15 protein-coding genes and 1 pseudogene are annotated in these 17,308 nt (G+C 49.2%); 8 read left to right on the top strand and 8 right to left on the bottom strand.

The window, feature by feature from the left end; genetic code table 11:
• Window positions 1-52: 52 nt before the first annotated feature.
• Genes ACMVP2_RS04025 through ACMVP2_RS04015 form a run of 3 tightly spaced genes read right to left on the bottom strand, consistent with a single transcriptional unit; the run spans window position 53 to window position 3,562 of the window.
• Entirely contained in the window at window positions 53-706 is a 654-nt protein-coding gene (locus ACMVP2_RS04025; protein ID WP_416866821.1) for a hypothetical protein, read from the bottom strand.
• Window positions 703-2,634: a peptidylprolyl isomerase gene (locus ACMVP2_RS04020; RefSeq protein WP_416866820.1), complete on the bottom strand. Its 1,932-nt coding sequence runs from the start codon at window positions 2,632-2,634 to the stop codon at window positions 703-705. Before ACMVP2_RS04020 ends, ACMVP2_RS04025 begins: the two co-directional genes overlap by 4 nt.
• 16 nt (window positions 2,635-2,650) lie before the next feature.
• Window positions 2,651-3,562, bottom strand: a complete 912-nt coding sequence (locus ACMVP2_RS04015) for a PhzF family phenazine biosynthesis protein (protein ID WP_416866819.1) — start codon at window positions 3,560-3,562, stop codon at window positions 2,651-2,653.
• 206 nt (window positions 3,563-3,768) lie between these two features.
• Here ACMVP2_RS04015 and ACMVP2_RS04010 point away from each other — a divergent pair, with 206 nt between their 5' ends.
• On the top strand, window positions 3,769-4,743 hold the full coding sequence (locus ACMVP2_RS04010) for a polyprenyl synthetase family protein (RefSeq protein ID WP_317487741.1): 975 nt from the start codon (window positions 3,769-3,771) through the stop codon (window positions 4,741-4,743).
• Window positions 4,744-4,847: 104 nt separating this feature from the next.
• Window positions 4,848-5,426 (top strand): Uma2 family endonuclease, encoded by a 579-nt coding sequence (locus ACMVP2_RS04005; RefSeq protein ID WP_416866818.1) that lies wholly within the window; start codon window positions 4,848-4,850, stop codon window positions 5,424-5,426.
• A gap of 19 nt (window positions 5,427-5,445) precedes the next feature.
• Here ACMVP2_RS04005 and ACMVP2_RS04000 read toward each other — a convergent pair whose 3' ends face one another.
• A complete protein-coding gene (locus tag ACMVP2_RS04000) occupies window positions 5,446-7,242 on the bottom strand; it encodes a glycoside hydrolase family 9 protein (RefSeq protein WP_416866817.1) in 1,797 nt (598 codons plus the stop codon).
• A gap of 147 nt (window positions 7,243-7,389) precedes the next feature.
• Here ACMVP2_RS04000 and ACMVP2_RS03995 point away from each other — a divergent pair, with 147 nt between their 5' ends.
• Window positions 7,390-7,665, top strand: coding sequence for a DUF1778 domain-containing protein (locus ACMVP2_RS03995; RefSeq protein WP_416866816.1), 276 nt, complete (start codon window positions 7,390-7,392; stop codon window positions 7,663-7,665).
• Window positions 7,665-8,174: a GNAT family N-acetyltransferase gene (locus tag ACMVP2_RS03990; protein ID WP_416866815.1), complete on the top strand. Its 510-nt coding sequence runs from the start codon at window positions 7,665-7,667 to the stop codon at window positions 8,172-8,174. Before ACMVP2_RS03995 ends, ACMVP2_RS03990 begins: the two co-directional genes overlap by 1 nt.
• Here the strand turns inward: ACMVP2_RS03990 and ACMVP2_RS03985 are convergent.
• Window positions 8,154-9,017, bottom strand: coding sequence for a polysaccharide deacetylase family protein (locus ACMVP2_RS03985; protein ID WP_416866814.1), 864 nt, complete (start codon window positions 9,015-9,017; stop codon window positions 8,154-8,156). The genes ACMVP2_RS03990 and ACMVP2_RS03985 overlap by 21 nt on opposite strands.
• 104 nt (window positions 9,018-9,121) lie before the next feature.
• Here ACMVP2_RS03985 and ACMVP2_RS03980 point away from each other — a divergent pair, with 104 nt between their 5' ends.
• Window positions 9,122-10,441, top strand: a complete 1,320-nt coding sequence (locus ACMVP2_RS03980) for a Gfo/Idh/MocA family protein (protein WP_416866813.1) — start codon at window positions 9,122-9,124, stop codon at window positions 10,439-10,441.
• A gap of 6 nt (window positions 10,442-10,447) precedes the next feature.
• On the opposite strand, the gene ACMVP2_RS03975 is transcribed toward ACMVP2_RS03980, so the two are convergent.
• The 3 genes from ACMVP2_RS03975 to ACMVP2_RS03965 all read right to left on the bottom strand — a co-directional run bounded on the left by ACMVP2_RS03975 (window position 10,448) and on the right by ACMVP2_RS03965 (window position 13,894).
• Window positions 10,448-11,068: a class I SAM-dependent methyltransferase gene (locus ACMVP2_RS03975; RefSeq protein ID WP_416866812.1), complete on the bottom strand. Its 621-nt coding sequence runs from the start codon at window positions 11,066-11,068 to the stop codon at window positions 10,448-10,450.
• Between the two features lie 18 nt (window positions 11,069-11,086).
• Window positions 11,087-12,592, bottom strand: coding sequence for a pyruvate kinase (locus ACMVP2_RS03970; RefSeq protein WP_416866811.1), 1,506 nt, complete (start codon window positions 12,590-12,592; stop codon window positions 11,087-11,089).
• 84 nt (window positions 12,593-12,676) lie between these two features.
• Window positions 12,677-13,894 (bottom strand): TlpA family protein disulfide reductase, encoded by a 1,218-nt coding sequence (locus ACMVP2_RS03965; protein WP_416866810.1) that lies wholly within the window; start codon window positions 13,892-13,894, stop codon window positions 12,677-12,679.
• 21 nt (window positions 13,895-13,915) lie between these two features.
• Here ACMVP2_RS03965 and ACMVP2_RS03960 point away from each other — a divergent pair, with 21 nt between their 5' ends.
• The 3 genes and pseudogenes from ACMVP2_RS03960 (at window position 13,916) to ACMVP2_RS03950 (ending at window position 17,245) form a co-directional block, all read left to right on the top strand.
• Window positions 13,916-15,043, top strand: coding sequence for a CaiB/BaiF CoA transferase family protein (locus ACMVP2_RS03960; RefSeq protein WP_416866809.1), 1,128 nt, complete (start codon window positions 13,916-13,918; stop codon window positions 15,041-15,043).
• 367 nt (window positions 15,044-15,410) lie between these two features.
• Window positions 15,411-16,256: pseudogene (locus ACMVP2_RS03955) on the top strand (alpha/beta hydrolase); the annotation flags it as partial.
• A gap of 38 nt (window positions 16,257-16,294) precedes the next feature.
• Window positions 16,295-17,245: an alpha/beta hydrolase gene (locus ACMVP2_RS03950; RefSeq protein ID WP_416866808.1), complete on the top strand. Its 951-nt coding sequence runs from the start codon at window positions 16,295-16,297 to the stop codon at window positions 17,243-17,245.
• Window positions 17,246-17,308 lie beyond the last annotated feature (63 nt).

Genomic DNA, 17,308 nt, shown 5'->3' with positions numbered 1-17,308 from the left:
ACTAATTTAAAGACATCACACAGAAAGTGTTTGTGACAATGTATCAGATTCCTTATGTGCTATCGGAACGCTCAATGAAAGCCTCAGGGGGAACAGGCCCATCGACTTTTGCCCGGTAGTGGTTAATGCCGTCGTACTCGAAATGAAGCTCCATCGATAGTTTCATCAGATCTACAACGTCATAATCGGCCTGGTTTGATAACAGGTCTGGCAGAACGAGGTAGAGGTAAGTGCTATTGTTGTCATTTGTCAGCTCTTTGAGCAGATAAGCTGGAAAGACGTGGGATACACCAAGCGCCATCCTCGGTATGAGGTGATTATAGAAGCTAATGAAAGCAGGCATCGCTTCGGTAATTCCGGGCAGCATGATGTCGTAACGAATTTTATCTTCTTTAAGAGTGAGCACTTTTACTCCCACTAGTCCGTAATACATCAAACCCATGCCGCCAATACCCAGCACAAGCAAAAGTGCTGCCCATTTGTTCCACGAAAAAAGCGTAATGAATGCAATACAGCTCAAAAGTCCGCCGCCAATAAGTGGCCCTAGCAGTTGCCTGTGATTGATTTCCAGCCGCATGATGGGTGTAAGAGCATACTTTTTGGACTTTCCCTTCCTGACTACCTCCAGATAGGAAGCAAACAGATTGAGATGATTTTTCTGGTCATCAGGATCAGCCAGGGGGCATGAGGCAATAGGTCTGCTCATGGCAGCTTGATGGAGGTGATGCGGTCTCCCACTTCAATTTTGTTGACCACGTCCATCCCTTTGGTTACTCGTCCGAAAATAGTATAGGCACCATCGAGGTGTGGGGTGGGAGAGTGCGTGATAAACCACTGAGAGCCTTCGGTGTCTTTGCCTGCGCTCGCCATGCCTACGTAGCCAGTGCCGTACTTTTGAGCCGAAAACTCCGACCTGATGACACCATCCGAACTGCCGTAGCCATCGCCTCTTGGGCAACCAGCCTGAATCACAAAGTTTGGTACTACCCTATGGAAAGTGAGGTTCTCGTAGAAACCGCTGCGGGCCAGGCTAACAAAATTCTCGACAGAGCCAGGTGCCTCTTCCACCAGCAGTTCTATCTCTATAGCGCCCCTCGATGTTTCTATGGTGGCTTTTGTTGCCTTGCTAATTTCACTCACCACATCCCAGGCGATTGGGTTCTGGTAAAGCTGCCCGGGGCTAATGTCTTCTCGCCCTTCATAGGCACTAATGGTGCTTTCCAGCGCCTGATAGGGTTCCAAATCCTCCGGAAGGTGCAGGCTGTCGAGTCCCTGATACATAAACTGGATATTGCCGAGGTAAGGTTGGAGCTTTGTTCTGAGCCTCGTTAGTGTTGAAGCAGCTACCGTCACCTTCCCTGCATCACCCGAAAGAATGGCCTGCCTGAAATAACCAATCAGCTCCGGTTGCTTGAAAACAGGGAACTGGGCTGACTGGTTTATCGTACTCAGCGCTTCCATGGCGCTTGTGCGAACAAACGGGTGGGGATCATTCAGGCGATCGCCGAGAAAGGCGCTGGCGTTGGGGTAGTTTCCCAGTGCCTGCAAAATAAATCCTTTGTCGTATGGGCTGCTCACACCGCTATACATTTCCGACAGCTCTCTGTAGGCATTGTAGCCATACAAGTTGCTTTCCAGCAGAGTACCCAATACAATGGCCTGGGTTCTGGGTATAACAATCTGATCATTAACATCCCAGATCCATCGTTCTACTTCACGGCCTTGCCATGTACTTATCACCTCACCGGCACTCACTGAGGTTTGATAATCTGTGCCTTTAAGTATTTCGAGGAGCGTTGATTCCACGGTAGGAAAATGCTCCTGCTTAAGCGCCCTGATGAGGTTTACCCTGACCAGGGAGTTGCTTTCTCTGTTGAGCTGTTCATCAATGAAAAAAGCTGTCGAATCGTTATCAGATTTTGCTAAAGCCCTTGCTGCCGCCATTCTTACGGCTGGAAGAGAATCGCTGGCGGCGCTTTTCTTCAGCATGCTTTCTACATGCGCTATGCTTATCCCCCGCATTCTTGCAAAATAGTTGGCAGCAGCCAGCCTCGCCTCATCAGGCAGGGAGTCGGCCAGGAGGACGCTGGCAGCCACAGTCAGCACCGAATCGCTAATTCCCCCAACACCGGCACGATAAATGCCCCAGGCTTTTCCAGTAATAGTAAGATCGTCATTCGCTTCATAGTCAGCCAAAAAATGCATGTAATCGGTGCTGAGGCATTTGCCCAGTGCTTCCAAAAGATAGTACCTGACCAGGGGCTCCGTTTCGAGTGGCAGCCTGTTGGCCAGCGCCGACTGTGCACTTTTTCTTTTCATCTGGCCGATGGCAAAGGCGGCTGCTTTTCTCACTTCAATTTTTGGGTCTGACAAAAGCGGAAAGAGGTAGGGAAGACCAACAGTGTCTTGAGTGGAGGCGAAGGCCATCGCCGCTTCTTCACGGTACACTCTCTGCTGATGGGTGAGATAGGGAATCAAAGCCTCTGATTGCCTTCTGTCTTTAAAGTCGTATAGCTTCACCAGTTCCTGGTCAGCAAACTTATTGGGGAAGGTTTTGATGCGTTCTGATTCATTTTCAGAACATGACGTAAGAAAAACGATGGTAATAAAGAGCAGTAGAAAGTGGTTTTTCATGGGCTGGGTTTGATCCTTACGGCAAAAATAGTTGACCCTGGCCCATAAACACGCAGTAGCCACCGACTTTTACCTGAGTGATAGCATCTTCCGACCTTTCTATTTCGAGATACAGCTTGCTGGGTCTACCCATTTCGTAACCCTGCTCGCTGATGATCTTTGTTTTTTTTCCGGTATTCCTAAGCTTATGCTGTACCAGGTAGCAGCCCAGTGGCCCGTTGGCTGAGCCCGTAGCAGGGTCTTCCACAATGCCCGCTTCAGGGGCAAACATACGGCCGTGCACGTGCGACTCGATATCATCTCCGCCCATGGCGAATGGATAAATCCACCCTGGGTTGTATTTTTCTACCACCTTTTCCCAAACATCTGTCCTGAACTTGATTTTTCTCACTGCTTCCAGCGATTTCAAAGGTGTGATCAGATAGGGTACGCCGCATGAAACAGTTTGTGGGAAATAATTCGGCAGAAAATCACTTTCATTGAGCGACATAAGCTCGGCAAGCAGTGGTATTTCGTGCAGTGTTTCTCCAAAAGTGGGGAGCGGCTGCGTCATCACGAGCATTTCAGGTGCGCCGTTCTGAATATCGATATCTACCCGGATCGTGCCCACCTTCTCTTCAAGAAACACGGTGAGGATTTTGTCCTCTGGTTTGTAGTCAATGTCTCTTGCGATGACGAAGGCAGTGCCCAGCGTAGGGTGCCCAGCGAATGGCAGCTCCTGACCAGGGGTAAATATGCGCACCCGGGCATTATTGTCTTCATTTTCAGGAGAGTAGATGAAAGTGGTTTCTGAAAGATTAAACTCTCTGGCAATCTGAGCCATTTCTTCTTCTCTAACGAGGTCGCCTTTGGATATCACTGCCAGCTGATTGCCGCCAAATGGCGACTGCGTAAATACATCTACAAGGAAATAAGGTATTCGACGCATAGGTATTGTTTATTTTAAGAGCTAAGGAGGAAAATATCACCTAACCTCGAAGTTTTTGCTGAATTGATCAAATCAAACTTTCCGGGTGGCAAATAAAAGGTGAATTTTGTTGCCCTGGCTGAAACTATAGCCTTTATCAGAGGGTTTACCGCCTGGTAGTGCTTTTGCAAAGCAGGTTTAACCTGTTATTATTGTGCCGCAAACATATGAAGCTTCAACTAGAAGATATCCAGGCGCCCATTGCGCAAGAAATGACTGAATTCGAGAAGAAATTCCGACACTCCATGAAGAGTAATGTCATGTTGCTGGATAAAATAATGACCTATATAGTGAAGCGGAAGGGCAAGCAGATGCGGCCTATGTTTGTGTTTCTCAGCGCAGGTGTTTATGGCCCAATAACCGACGCCACTTACCGGGGCGCTTCTCTGATCGAACTGCTTCACACCGCCACGCTGGTGCATGACGACGTGGTGGACGATGCTAATTACCGCAGAGGTTTCTTTTCCATTAATGCGCTCTGGAAAAACAAAATTGCTGTGCTGGTGGGTGATTTTTTGCTGTCGAGGGGGCTTTTACTCTCGGTTGATAATGGCGATTTCGATCTACTGAAAATTGTTTCCGAAGCAGTGAAGGAAATGAGTGAGGGGGAGCTGCTGCAAATGGAAAAGGCCAGAAAGCTGGATATCTCAGAAGAAGTTTACTATGATATCATCAGGCAAAAGACTGCCAGTTTAATCACCAGCTGCTGCAAAGTGGGCGTGGCTTCTGTCGGGGCCGATAAGGCTTCTATTGACCGAATGGGTATGTTCGGAGAAAAGATTGGTTTGGCGTTTCAGATCAAGGACGACCTTTTTGACTATGGTGCTGACGAAATCGGGAAGCCGCTCGGAATTGACATCAAAGAAAAGAAGCTGACCCTGCCACTGATTTATGCTTTGCGTGAGGCTAGTCCCGCTGATAGAAAGCGCATCCTCAGCATTATCCGGCATGATAGCGACAAGCCTAAAAAGCGAACGGAAGTCATTGACTATGTGAAGCAATCCGGCGGACTCGATTACGCCAGAGATGCTATGGAGCGCCACTATCAGGAGGCGCTTGTTATTCTTGACGAATTCAAAGACTCGGTGTACAAAACTTCTCTGAAGCAGTTGGTGCAGTATACGATTGAAAGGACGAAGTAATACATCCGTATCTTGCTCGTTGCTCTGGTAAAGAGCCCGTCTCCAGGTGGCCATCTTTCAAATTAATTCTTTAACTTTATTAAGCTGAGTCAAAATCGAAACACATGGTTCATGAACTGAATATACAGTCATTAGGTAAACTCACAGAGGCGGAGTTTCAGAACTTTTGCATGGACAACCGACATTTGCGAATCGAGCGAGACGCAGAAGGAAATATTATTATTATGTCACCGACCTATAGCGAAACAGGTTTTTACAATTCTAATCTACTAATCGAATTTGGTGCATGGAACAAAAGGTCAAAAGCAGGATATGTCTTTGACTCTTCCACGGGATTTACCTTACCCAATTCAGCTGTTCGCTCTCCTGATGTCAGCCTTATTTTAAAAGACAAGTGGGAAGCACTGCCAAAGACTGAGAAAAAGAAGTTCGCCCACGTGTGTCCCGATTTTGTTATCGAAATTGTTTCTGCCTCTGACAACCTGAAGCAGGTTCAATCTAAAATGAACGAGTGGATCAGCCAGGGAGCTTCCCTCGGTTGGCTCATCGACTTTGACAATCAAAGGGTTTGGATTTACTCAACCGGCGGCAATACAAGTGAGCATCCCTTTGATCAGCCGTTGGCAGGCACAGGGCCAATTGATGGCTTTGCAGTGAGTTTGCCTGAGATAATGAAAGGCTGATTGACACTTCATTGCCTTCCTACTTATCCACCCCAAAATATGCCATCATCAAAATAGCGCCAGCCGTACCATCCATAGTCGGTTCGTTGGTCGAATAGTCGCCGATGTCGTCGTGGTACACAACGAAGGGATTCTGAAATGTAGCGAACTCGTCTGGTTCTGAGAGCTCCACGGCCAGCATTTTGTAGTAGATGCTGCCAAACAATGGCCCATCTACCAATCCCCCAGGCACCTCTTTTTTTGTCATCGCCCACACGCTTGTATGTACGTCTGTAGGGTATTCACCACCTTCGGGCATGCCAGTAAACATGGTGGTTCCCCATGGATTACGCCCAAAGAGCCAGTCCCGCTGCGCCACCAGATAGCTGTGGTATTGCATGTCGCCGGTCATTTTCTCGTAGAGTATGATTTGTGCCACGAGGCTTGTCAGCAGGTTGTTGGAACACCAGATAAAAGGGATGCCGATATTATACGGGTTGCGTGCAGCTTTCTTCAGCGTAAAGTCAATTCCCGCCCGATAGTAGCTGGCCAGGGTGTCTTTAGAGGCAGGTTCCACCACATCATAAAGGGCATAGTGGCCAAGGTTGATGAATGGGTAATATTGGTAGTGAGCCGCAGTGTCGAGCACTGTCCAACCTTCGGTATTGGCCATGCGGGCATACTTTTTTGCGTCTTCCAGGTAAGCCCTTTCGCCAGTGACTTTGTATAGCTCGGCTGCTCCCCATTCCATGTCGTCGGCCCAGGTTTGTTCAGTGTAGCGATACGGCGCTCCATATGAATTGCCCTGCTGAAAACCTTCCTTCGCTTTTCCCAGTGCATACAGCGTTTTGGCTGCTTCCAGGCAGTCGGAGGCGAACGACTCGTCTTTGAGGTCATTCTTCCAGATGCGGGCGCCCAGTGCGAGGGCAGCAGCCGATCGTCCTGCAAGATTGGCGACCCCGGTGGCCTCACTTTTATACTTCATCAGGCCCTGAGGTTCTCCGGTAGCGAAATAGGCCACCCGGTAGCTGTTGGGGCCCCAGCCATAGTCCGACGGATCATTGTCAGGCATTTTCCAGCCTTTGTGGTCCCGGTCGTCGGCCACCTGATGGATGAGCTGGCCGGGTGCCGGATGCATTTTGAGGATCCAGTCGAGGCCCCATTTGGCTTCGTCGAGCACGTCGGCAAGTCCGTTGCCGCCGGGCTGACCAAGGGCGTTGGTTTCGTCAGCAAATCGCATTGGAAATAGTTCGTAAGCCAGTAGCATGTGGCCCGTGGCATAGCTGCCTGTAATCAGGTACTTGAGCTGATCCCCGGCGTCGTGCCAGCCGCCGCTCACATCCACATAGGTGGAGTCGGGCATGGGGCCAAACATGCTGCGCCCGTCACGCTGGTGACACACCATGTCTAAAAAGGGGGTGTAGCCGCAGCGTTGCTGGCGCATGAAGGTAAGCAGGGGTTCCGTCTGCCCGCTGTAGGCTTTGTCTGAGATGGTGAACTGGCGGGAGGCCGTTTTGCTCTTCTGCCCAATCAGCTTGTAGGTACCTTCTTTAGTGACGGACGTAAAGTCCAACTCATAGAAGTAGCTGAAAGTGCCCCAACCTTTGGCCTTTGATTTGGTGGGTTTAACCATGCCGACGATTGAGCCAGTATTGACATCCACTAATTGAAAAGCCTCTTTTACCGGCGAATTGGAAAAGACGATGGCCACTTTACTTTCATTTGGTAAGTAGCCGATTTGGTTGATGCGAATATGCGCAGCATCAGCTTTAGCCTCCGTGGGGTCGGAGAGTGGGAGGAGGAAGGAAACCAGTAATTGCAGGTAGAGAAGGCTCATGGTACAAGTATTTCATTTTAGGGAAATCGAAAATCATCTAAAGATAAATTCAGTCAGCGATTATGGAGTATGCTTCATCGAAATTGTTTGTCTTCAAATTTTTTGTACGTATATTTTCCGTACATTTGTTATGAAAACATTATGGCCATGAGTGTTACAGAAAAAGCAAGATTTGATACAAGGCTTTCACGGGAGCAAAAAGAATTGTTTGAGTACGCAGCTAGTTTGGGTGGGTTTCGAACCCTCACTGAGTTTGTTATACACTCTGCCCAGCAGGAGGCAGAGAAGATTGTTGAAAAACACGACAGGATCATAGCGTCTAGCAAGGACAAAGAGATTTTTTTCGATGCACTGATGAATCCTCCCGCACCTAATAAGGCTTTGAAGAATGCTTTGAACAGGCACAGAGATTCTTTGAAGTAGTGAAGAACTATGCCATAGTGCCTCTCGACACCTCTCACTACAAGAGTGAGTTCAACTGTGGTCAGCCTATGCTGGACAATTATCTTATCAAGCAGGCGAAGCAGGATGTTAAACGGAAGCTGTCTGTTTGTTTCGTTCTCGCCGATAGTGAGGGTGTGGTTTGGGGATTTTATACCCTGTCAAGCACCTCCATAAGCCTAAAATTCATTCCGGAAGAAATAAGGAAGAAGCTGCCCCCTAACTATCATGATTTGCCCGCTACACTTATCGGGAGACTGGCAGTTGATAAGAAAATGGCTGGTAATGGTTTTGGTGAGCTTTTGTTAGTTGATGCTTTGAAGAAGAGTTTTGAGACGGTCAGTAGCAGTATTGGCTCGATGGCGGTGATTGTTGATCCGATTGATGACAATGCAGTCCGTTTCTATCAAAAGTATGGGTTTATTCTGTTGCCCGACAGTGGCAAGATGTTCTTACCTATGGCCACAATATCACTCCTCTTTGACGCCTGAAGTGCCAGCATTGAGCAGGTCAACAAGGGATTTGAACTCATACTCTTTCGCTCTCAACTCAACAATCAGCTCCTCCAGTCTCAAATAAAATTTGTCCGTTCGTTTAGGAGCTGTGCCGATGTGCACGAGCAGTAAAAATCCATTGAGACCCGCCGGGTCTTTTTGCTCGTATTCCAGGATGCTGTTGTAGATGACCTCACTGCTTCGGTAGTTCGGCATGTCGGGTGTGGTGTAGTCGGAGTTGGACCTGGTACCGCTGGTGAAGTTGATCAACTGGAGGCCGAAGTCACGTGTCCATGTGCTGATACTGTCGTTGTACCATTCGTAGGGAGGCAAAAAATAGGGGGAATCTGATTTTCTTATTCCAAACCGCTCCATTTTGAGATAGTTTGCCTCAAGGTCTTGCGTGAACTCCCGTTTTGTCACCAGCAGGCTATCACGGTTTTCCCAGGAGCAGTACAACAGGTGCTTGTCGGAATGAGCGCCAAGGTAGTGACCGTTTTGTTTGAGCTGATGGGTGATTTTTTCAAATGCCGGGTTCCCGTAAAAATTACCCGTGAAAAAGAAGGCTGCTTTCACCTGTTGTCTGGTCAGCACACCAATGATGTGCGCAGCACCGTCAGCAAATTCATCGCCAGTGAAGACGAGGGTCAGGGACTTTTCAGCGGTATCAGCCCTCACGACAGCCCCATGCTGACATTCAAAAGAGGCACATGGGTCTTGTTCCTTTTTCTCTGACTTTTTGCCAGAGCAGCCAAAAACCAACCAAAGAAGCAAGATGATCACAATCCAAAGAACAGCCCTTTTGAGCCTGTTTTTATTGGATTCAGGAATTTCCGGCATAAGTTTTAATTTCTTATTTGCACCTGCTGATCCAAATCTACATTTCTGCTTTCATAATGGGAAATATCCTTTTAGCTTAGACAGAGATAGATACCTACTCCATTATGACTACCAACAGACGCACCTTTGTGAAGCACACCACCCTTGGGTTGGGCGCTTTGACTATTCTTCCATCAGCAGTTTTAGCCGGTCGCAGAAAGGCCGCTCCCAGCGATGTTGTCAACGTTGGCCTTATTGGCTGCCGGGGCCAGGGCTACTGGATACTTGAGAACCATATGAACAATGCGGATGCTCAATGCGTGGCGCTTTGCGACGTGGATGAAAATGTGCTGAACGATAAAGCGACGCAAGTCGAGAAAAAGCAAGGCAAAAAGCCAAAGCTGTACAAAGACTATCGAGACCTGCTGGTTGATAAAGATATTGACGCAGTCATTATTGGTACACCCGATCATTGGCATTGTTTGCCTTTTGTAGAAGTGCTGCAAGCTGGGAAAGATGTGTATGTTGAAAAACCCCTGGCCAATAGTATTGGAGAAATAGAGGTGATGACGGCGGCGGCTAAAAGATACAGCAAGCAGGTGGTGCAGGTGGGTCAGCAGCAGCGCAGCGGCACACATTGGGCGGACATCATGGCCATGGTGCATGAAGGAAAGCTGGGTAAACTTCGCAAGATCAAGGTGTGGGGTAATTTCGGCTACGGAATTGGTCAGCTCAAGAAGCCGGATGAATCAGTACCAGCCGGGGTGGACTTCAATACCTGGCTTGGGCCGGCACCTGACCGGACTTTCAATCCCACACGTTTCCATGGTTCCTGGCGCATGTTTTGGGACTACGGTGGCGGCCTCATGACCGACTGGGGTGTGCATTTGCTCGACATGGCCCTTTGGGCTGGCAAGGTCGACTACATGCCCGCCACGGTGAGTTCGGTTGGAGGCAATCTTTCCTTTGCCGATTACAACCACGAAACACCCGACACCCTTTCTGTCGTGTATCAAATGAAAGACTTTGTGCTGACCTGGGACCACACGGCGGGTATCCAGAGCGGGCCTTACAACAAGCCCTATGGCCTGGCTATTCAGGGCGACGATGCTACCATTGTTGCCAACAGAGAATTCTGGGAACTAAAGCCCGAAAACAGAAACGGGAGCCCAACCATGGAGCCGATCCTTTTTGAAAAAGGAAAGAACTACCACCCGGAGCACGTTCGTAATTTTCTCGATGGCATCAAAAGCCGTGGTGCCACTAACTGTACCATCGATATGGGCCGAATGGCAGGCATTTACGCTCATTTGGGTAACCTCTCGTTGCGTGGAGCAGGTCCTGTAACCTACGATGAAACCAAGCGGCAGATTGTCAACAACAAAGCGGCCAACTCGCTGGTGTTCCCAACTTACAGAAAGCCGTGGGTGTTGCCGAAAATTTAAGCTGGCCTATTTCTTCCTTGCATAAACCTGAATCACCGACGAATTTCCGTTGTGGTATTCACCTTCGTTGATTTCCCTTTCGGTTTGTTGTAAAACTTTGAAGTCCCACGAAGGCCCCAGTATGGTCTTAAGCTCATTGAGCGTATAGAGCATGGATGTTTCCTTTGGCCCACCAGTGCCATAGTCGAGCTGGTCGGTACTGTAAACTTCCATCAGCAGAAAGCCACCAGATTTCAGACTGCCATGGAGTTGACTCAGCACATGGGCTCTCACAGAAGGTGGGAAGTGACCAAAAATGCAGACGATCCCGTCCCATGCTTCGCTGCCGATCTGGTATTCGCCCAGGTCAATTTGCAGCGTGGCGACGGCAACATCCCTTTCTTTCGCCAGCTCCTTTGTGCGCTCTAAACCCACCGACGACAGATCGGTTGCTGTAACCTCGTAGCCCAGGCCAGCCAGGTATACAGCATTTCGCCCCTGTCCTTCAGCGAGACAAAGTACCTTGCCGGAGCCTTTCTCCGCTATTTGTCCTTTCAGGAAATCGTTAGGCTCTTTGCCGTAGGCAAATTCAGTTCTGGCGTACCTTTCGTTCCACATGATTTTTACTTTTTCGCTTGACCCTTCCATCAACCGGCAGTAGCCTTATTAAGTATTTTCTGAAGAGGTTAGTTCTTCAAGGAGCTCTCTTTCTTTAAAGAAATGCTGCGCTACTGAAAGTGGCCGGAAAAGGTGTCGTCTTTTGGTGCGGTGCCCACCACTTCGGCCCAATATGTCTTTCAGAAACCTGATTACTTCCACGGTGTGCAAGCCCTTGTTGATCATCACACATTCGGCCATGGCTGATCGGGCAGCGTCGGTCGCTTCTGAACGGGTCGCAATACCAGTTTTGTTCAATGTTTCCAGCACCTGCGTGGCCCAAATGACCGGCACATGGGCCGCCTCACAAATCCACAGGATTTCTTCCTGCAACTCACTCATCCGCTCAAACCCCACTTCCACTGCCAGGTCGCCCCGGGCAATCATTACGCCCATGGTGTTTCGGGTCATTCCCTGCAACAGCAGTTCGGGTAGGTTGACAAACGCTTCGGGTGTTTCTATTTTGATAATGATGTGAGGAGGACTTTCGCTGAGGTCTGCAAGGCTGCTTTGAAGTACTTTTAAATCGTCTACTGTTCGCACAAAGGAGTAACCTACCATGTCGGCTTCCCGGCAAATGTAAGGCAATGCCTTTTTGTCTTCTTTTGTTAGGCTCACAATTTCAAGATGAGCATTCGGAAAGTTAATGCCCTTGCCGGCTTTCAAATGGGGCTTGGTACCTGAAACTCTGTCAATTTCAAGGTGAGCCTGGTTGCCCTTTGCTTTCACCACTGTTGTGCTGATAAGTCCGTCATCAAAAAGCACTTTCTGGCCGGGCTTCAATTGTGCGATAATGCCCCTTACGCTACAGCTCACAACCCGCTCTTTTTCGCCGACCTCGTACTCGGGCTCCACAAGTTTCAGTGTTTGCCCTTCTGCTATCTTCAGTCGCTTTTTATCTTTTCCTTTGCCAGGGATGCCGGTGCGTAATTTGGGCCCGGCAAGGTCCATGTAAATCCGACAGCTTTTTCCCACCTCAGCCATTGCCTGTTTTAAGGTAGAAACCAGTTGTTCCCATGTTGCTTCATCATCATGGGCGCAATTGATTCTTGCTACGTCCATTCCCTGCTCCAAAAACTGAGAAACCAACACAACGTCGCCAGCCATTCGGGCATCCAGCGTCACCATAATAAAAGGAATTTCGTTGCTGGGACGCTGACCAAACAAATGCATGGATTGCCTCTGTGCAATAGCCCGGGCGGTCACCGGATCGATATCATCGGGGTGGCCGTGGTAAGGTTGACGATTCAGCCACTGAATGACCGAGCGAAGCTGGTGCAGGGTGTGACTTTCGGAATTAGAAAGTGAAGAGAGCCCTAAATAGTGCAGCTTGTCTTGCAAAGGGCGGAGATCCGCTTTCCGAAGGGTCAGGTAGTGGATAAGGTTCAGCGCTGAGGCTTTGTTGGCTGCATGAACCTGCTCAATCCGGTCGTTGTAAACTCTTGCCTCATGTGCGAGTGCAGTTTCCAGGTTTTGAAGCTGAGCCAGTATTGTATCATTTATTTCGGGTATCATGGTTGTTTTTTTTTTGTATACCCAAGGTATCGTACAAAAAAACCTCAAACCATGATCACCTGCGTCCCGTCAGTGTGACTTTTGTCAGCGATTTTCCAGCACGCTTTGAACCACCGCTTCGAAATCTGCTTTGAAGACTTCGTAGTACTCCTCCGTGGCAGGGCCATTAAAGAATCCATAGGTGCGAACGGGCTTGTGATCTTTGTCCAAAATGATGAGGGTAGGATAGGCATTTACCCGGCTGAGGGTTGGAAACATCATGGAAGCAGAAGCTTTGTCCGCTTTGCCGCCGAAAGCTAATTTTGCATCCGACGCCATAAATGTTCGCCAGTTTTCCAGGCGCTCTCTGGCATAAGGCAGGTCGTCTCTGGTTTCAAAACTCAGGCCTACCCATTCAAAGTCGGCACCAGGATGAGCCTGGAGCCAATCGTCGATAAAGTTGGACAAGTCCATGCTATTGGAGCACCAGGTGCCAAATATTTGCAGAAGGATGGGTTTGCCCTTCAGTGCGGGGTCATTGTGGGTAATTGTTCTCCCATCCAGTCCTTTCAAAGAAAACTCAAATGGCTGGTCTTTTTTACTGTAGGCGACGTTGGTAAAATCAGGGATTTCGGCGGAGGCGTCCTTTGTGGCTGACCAGCCCTCTTTGTAATTTTTGCCATATAGCCAAAGTCCGACGAGCTTGCCGGGCCCCAGCAGGCTGGCCTGAAAGATGAAATCGTGTGCACCGTCGAAAGTGCTGAGGTAGAGGTTTTTCCCTTTTACATTACCCTGCAGATAGCGGAAATCCCCGGTGGCAGTAAGGATAGTGCCCCAAATGCGGTTGGCTTCCTGCTTAAAAAGCCCAATGGAAGTAATGCTGTCGTCCTCTGAGGTAAAATTGATGGCCCACCTGCCAGAAAAGTCGGTGACGGGTTCGTCGCTGTCTGGAAAAAAGCGGTACTCAAGACCATAGTCTGCTTTGAAAGTTTCCCGGTAGTCTTCCGAGTAGTTTTTTACAAATACTCCTTCCAGGTGGTCACCCTGAAAGGCAGCGACGATGTAGGAATCGAAAAGGTTCATGGGGAGGTAAATGGAATCCTGCTTCACTTTGCTGTCTCTGATGAGCAGTCGTTCCTCAGCATTTAGCAAATACACCCTCCAAATATTATCCTCCAGCTTCATTTCAAAGTTGAAAGGCAGCTGCATACCCTGCATGTCGAGCGTACCCCTCCAGATGCCTTCCTGTGGCTGGGCATATGCCGCCAGGCAAGAAAATAGGGTAACCATCAGTATGCTCAAAAACCTGTCTATCTTTGCCATTGTCTTATTTCTACTCATAACGTGCAAAGTACAGCAATCTTTTCCGACCTCAAAGTTATTGAGCTGGCCTCAGTGCTGGCAGGCCCCAGTGTAGGGCAGTTTTTTGCAGAATTGGGCGCCGAGGTGATCAAAATAGAGAACCCTGAAACCGGTGGCGACGTCACACGCAGCTGGAAGCTGGCCCCTGAGGCTTCCGATTCGGATATGTCGGCGTACTTCATGTCAGTGAATGCAGGGAAGACGTCGGTACTGCTCAACCTGAAAAAGAGTGAAGACCTTGAAAGGCTTTATGACCTGGTGAAAACAGCCGACATCGTCATTGCCAGCTACAAACCCGGAGATGCGGAAAAGCTTGGCGTTAGCTATGCTGATTTGAAGGCGTTTAAACCTGATCTTATTTATGGACACATTACCGGCTTTGGTGCTGAAGAGAATAGGGTAGGCTACGACGCCATTGTGCAGGCGGAGAGCGGGTTTGTCTTCCTGAACGGGGAAAAGGACGGCAAGCCGCAAAAAATGCCCGTGGCACTGACTGACGTACTGGCCGGCCATCATTTAAAGGAAGGCTTGCTGCTGGCTGTGATCAAAAGGATGCGAACTGGCGAAGGGAGTTATGTCACCGTGTCTTTGATAGAAGCAGCCATTTCTTCGCTTGTGAACCAGGCTACTAACTGGCTGGTAGCCGGGCAGGTGCCGCAGCGCATGGGCTCGGAGCATCCCAATATTGTGCCTTATGGCAATATTTTCAAAACCGCCGACAATCATTGGCTGATGATCGCTGTTGGATCGGATAAGCAATTTAAGTCGCTTTGTAGCATCCTTAATCTAGGAGACCTGGCGACAAAGCAGGAATTCGCCACCAACGCCGCCCGGGTGAAAAACAGGGAGTTGCTTAAGCCCATGCTTGAGAGCGCTTTTTCGTTGTTTGGCATTGATCAGCTATGCTCCGCCTTCCTTGATGCTGATATTCCGTATGGCCGGGTGAACACCATGGATCAGGTGTTTGCCACACCACAGGGCAAAGCCATGGTGCTGCAGACATTAAGAGATGGGTTGATGCAGAATGGGCTGCGTCAGGTGGCTTTCAGAATGGGAGAGGGGCTGGTGGCTGAGGAGGTGAAGGCGGCACCACGGTTGGGGGAAGGTTAATTCAATTGGACGAAAAATACACAAATGAATTCTCGATTCGCAAATAGCGAATTATATCAATAAATAAGCTGAACCCATCATGAATTGGCATTGTCAATGGAATGATGGTGAATAAGATCGACCAGGTTTTTGCCACACCACAGGGCCAAGGGAGTAAAAACGCCTAAGAAATAGGCTGGTGCAAAATGGGCTGTGTCAGGTGGCTTTCAGAATAGGAGAGGCAGTGGAAGAAGCGCTACTGCCGCCGTGAGGCATAATTCCTGACAATGAGTAACAAACTCTGGCAAAAGCCCATGTCCTGGCGCCTGTTTTCTTCATTTGAGTAAAAAAAGTATTATTTTAAAAATTGAATAGTTATACCTACTTCATGAAACAACCAGTGATTCTCTTCGCATTATTATTCCTTTGCCGTTGTGCGGTTGCACAGGAGACTATCAAACAGGCTCCAGTCGGCTTTGATGCAGTACAGGCAGCCATACCGCATGGGAAAATTGATTCTGTAATGTACCCCTCCAAAACGGTGGGTAACGACCGGCGGATGTTGATTTATACGCCGCCAGGATACTCAAAAAAGAAAAAGTACCCTGTTTTGTATCTACTGCATGGCATTGGTGGTGATGAAAAGGAATGGTTGAATGGCGGGAGCCCTCAGGTAATTTTGGACAACCTCTACAAAGACAAGAAAGTGGAGTCCATGATTGTGGTGATGCCCAACGGTCGGGCAATGAAAGACGACCGTGCTGGTGGCAATGTGTTTGAACCGGCCAGGGTGGAGGCGTTTGCCACTTTCGAGAAAGACCTGCTCAACGATCTCATTCCGTTTGTGGAAAAAAATTATCCTGTGCTAACCGGCCGGGAGCACCGTGCCATTGCCGGGCTGTCGATGGGCGGAGGACAGTCGCTGAACTTTGGACTTGGAAACCTCGATAAATTTGCCTGGGTAGGAGGGTTTTCGTCGGCGCCAAACACCAAAGCGCCAGAAGTGCTGGTGCCTGATCCGGAGGCTGCGAAAGCCCAACTGAAGTTGCTTTGGATTTCCTGTGGCGACAAAGACGACCTTATTAGTTTCAGCGAAAGAACGCACGACTACCTGGTGCAGCATGATGTTCCACACATCTACTATATCGAGCCAGGTGTTCATGATTTTAAGGTGTGGAAAAATGGCCTGTACCTGTTTTCTCAGCTGATCTTCAAGCCGGTGGACTTGTCCGCCTGGTGAACAATATATTTTATACCTACTAACTACACATCATGCTTACCAAACATTTAAATCGGACGAAAACAGTCATTTCATTTGCTTTACTCTTTGTCGTAGTATCGGCCACAGCGCAGGACGGCACCATCTACCCACTCGACGCTCCAGCCGAGCCGAAAGCTATCCTGCTCGGCACAGGGGGTGTTGACGATCAGCCTGCCAAGGAAACCTGGTTCCGCCAGTGGGGCGACCCTATGGCTCGGAACATCACCACGGCCACCCTCACGCCCTTTCTGCCGGAGCCGGGCAAAGCTAACGGTGCGGCTGTGATAGTGGCACCAGGTGGAGGCTTTAGGTGGCTATCTATGGGTAACGAGGGCTGGGAAGTGGCAGAGGCGCTGGCCAAACAGGGAATTGCTGCTTTTGTGCTAAAGTACAGGCTTCATCCTACTCCAGAATCACTAGAAGACTTTACAGCCTGGATGAACCGCCCCCGCCCGGTGCCCGCTGCATCTTCTGACGCTTCAGGTGAGGCGGCACCTGCCCGCCCACCACAGCAAGACCTTTCCAATCAGCTTGAGGATGCCGAAGCCGCCTATGCCATGATCGTGAAGCGGGCCAAGGAATGGGGGGTCGATACTAACAGGATAGGCATGATCGGCTTCTCGGCGGGTGCCGGACTCACGATGCATTCCACGCTTAACTCCAAGACCATGAAGCTGGCTTTTATAGGCCCGATCTATGGAGGCATGGGCCCCGTGGAGGTACCGAAAAACGCTCCTCCAATGTTCAGTGTCATCGCCACTGATGACTTCCTTTTTCGTGGTCAATTTGGTGTGATTGACTCCTGGTACAAAGCGGGCATACCTGTCGAGTTTCACCTTTACCAGAATGGCGGACATGGTTTCGGCCTCGGAAATCCCAATCGAACCAGTAACCGATGGTTCGATGCCTTCATACACTGGCTGGACGTGAACAGCTTTCTCATTGCGAAGGCTGGGAAGTGATCAGTAAATTGGCGCATACAGGAAACTCCTTACCAATTTCTGAATCATTGGCGTATTAACTTC

This window comes from Imperialibacter sp. (assembly GCF_048007035.1).
In the GTDB taxonomy this organism is placed as follows: domain Bacteria; phylum Bacteroidota; class Bacteroidia; order Cytophagales; family Cyclobacteriaceae; genus Imperialibacter.
Note: the sequence above shows the minus strand (reverse complement) of the source record. Positions and strands in the feature narration are given on the sequence as shown.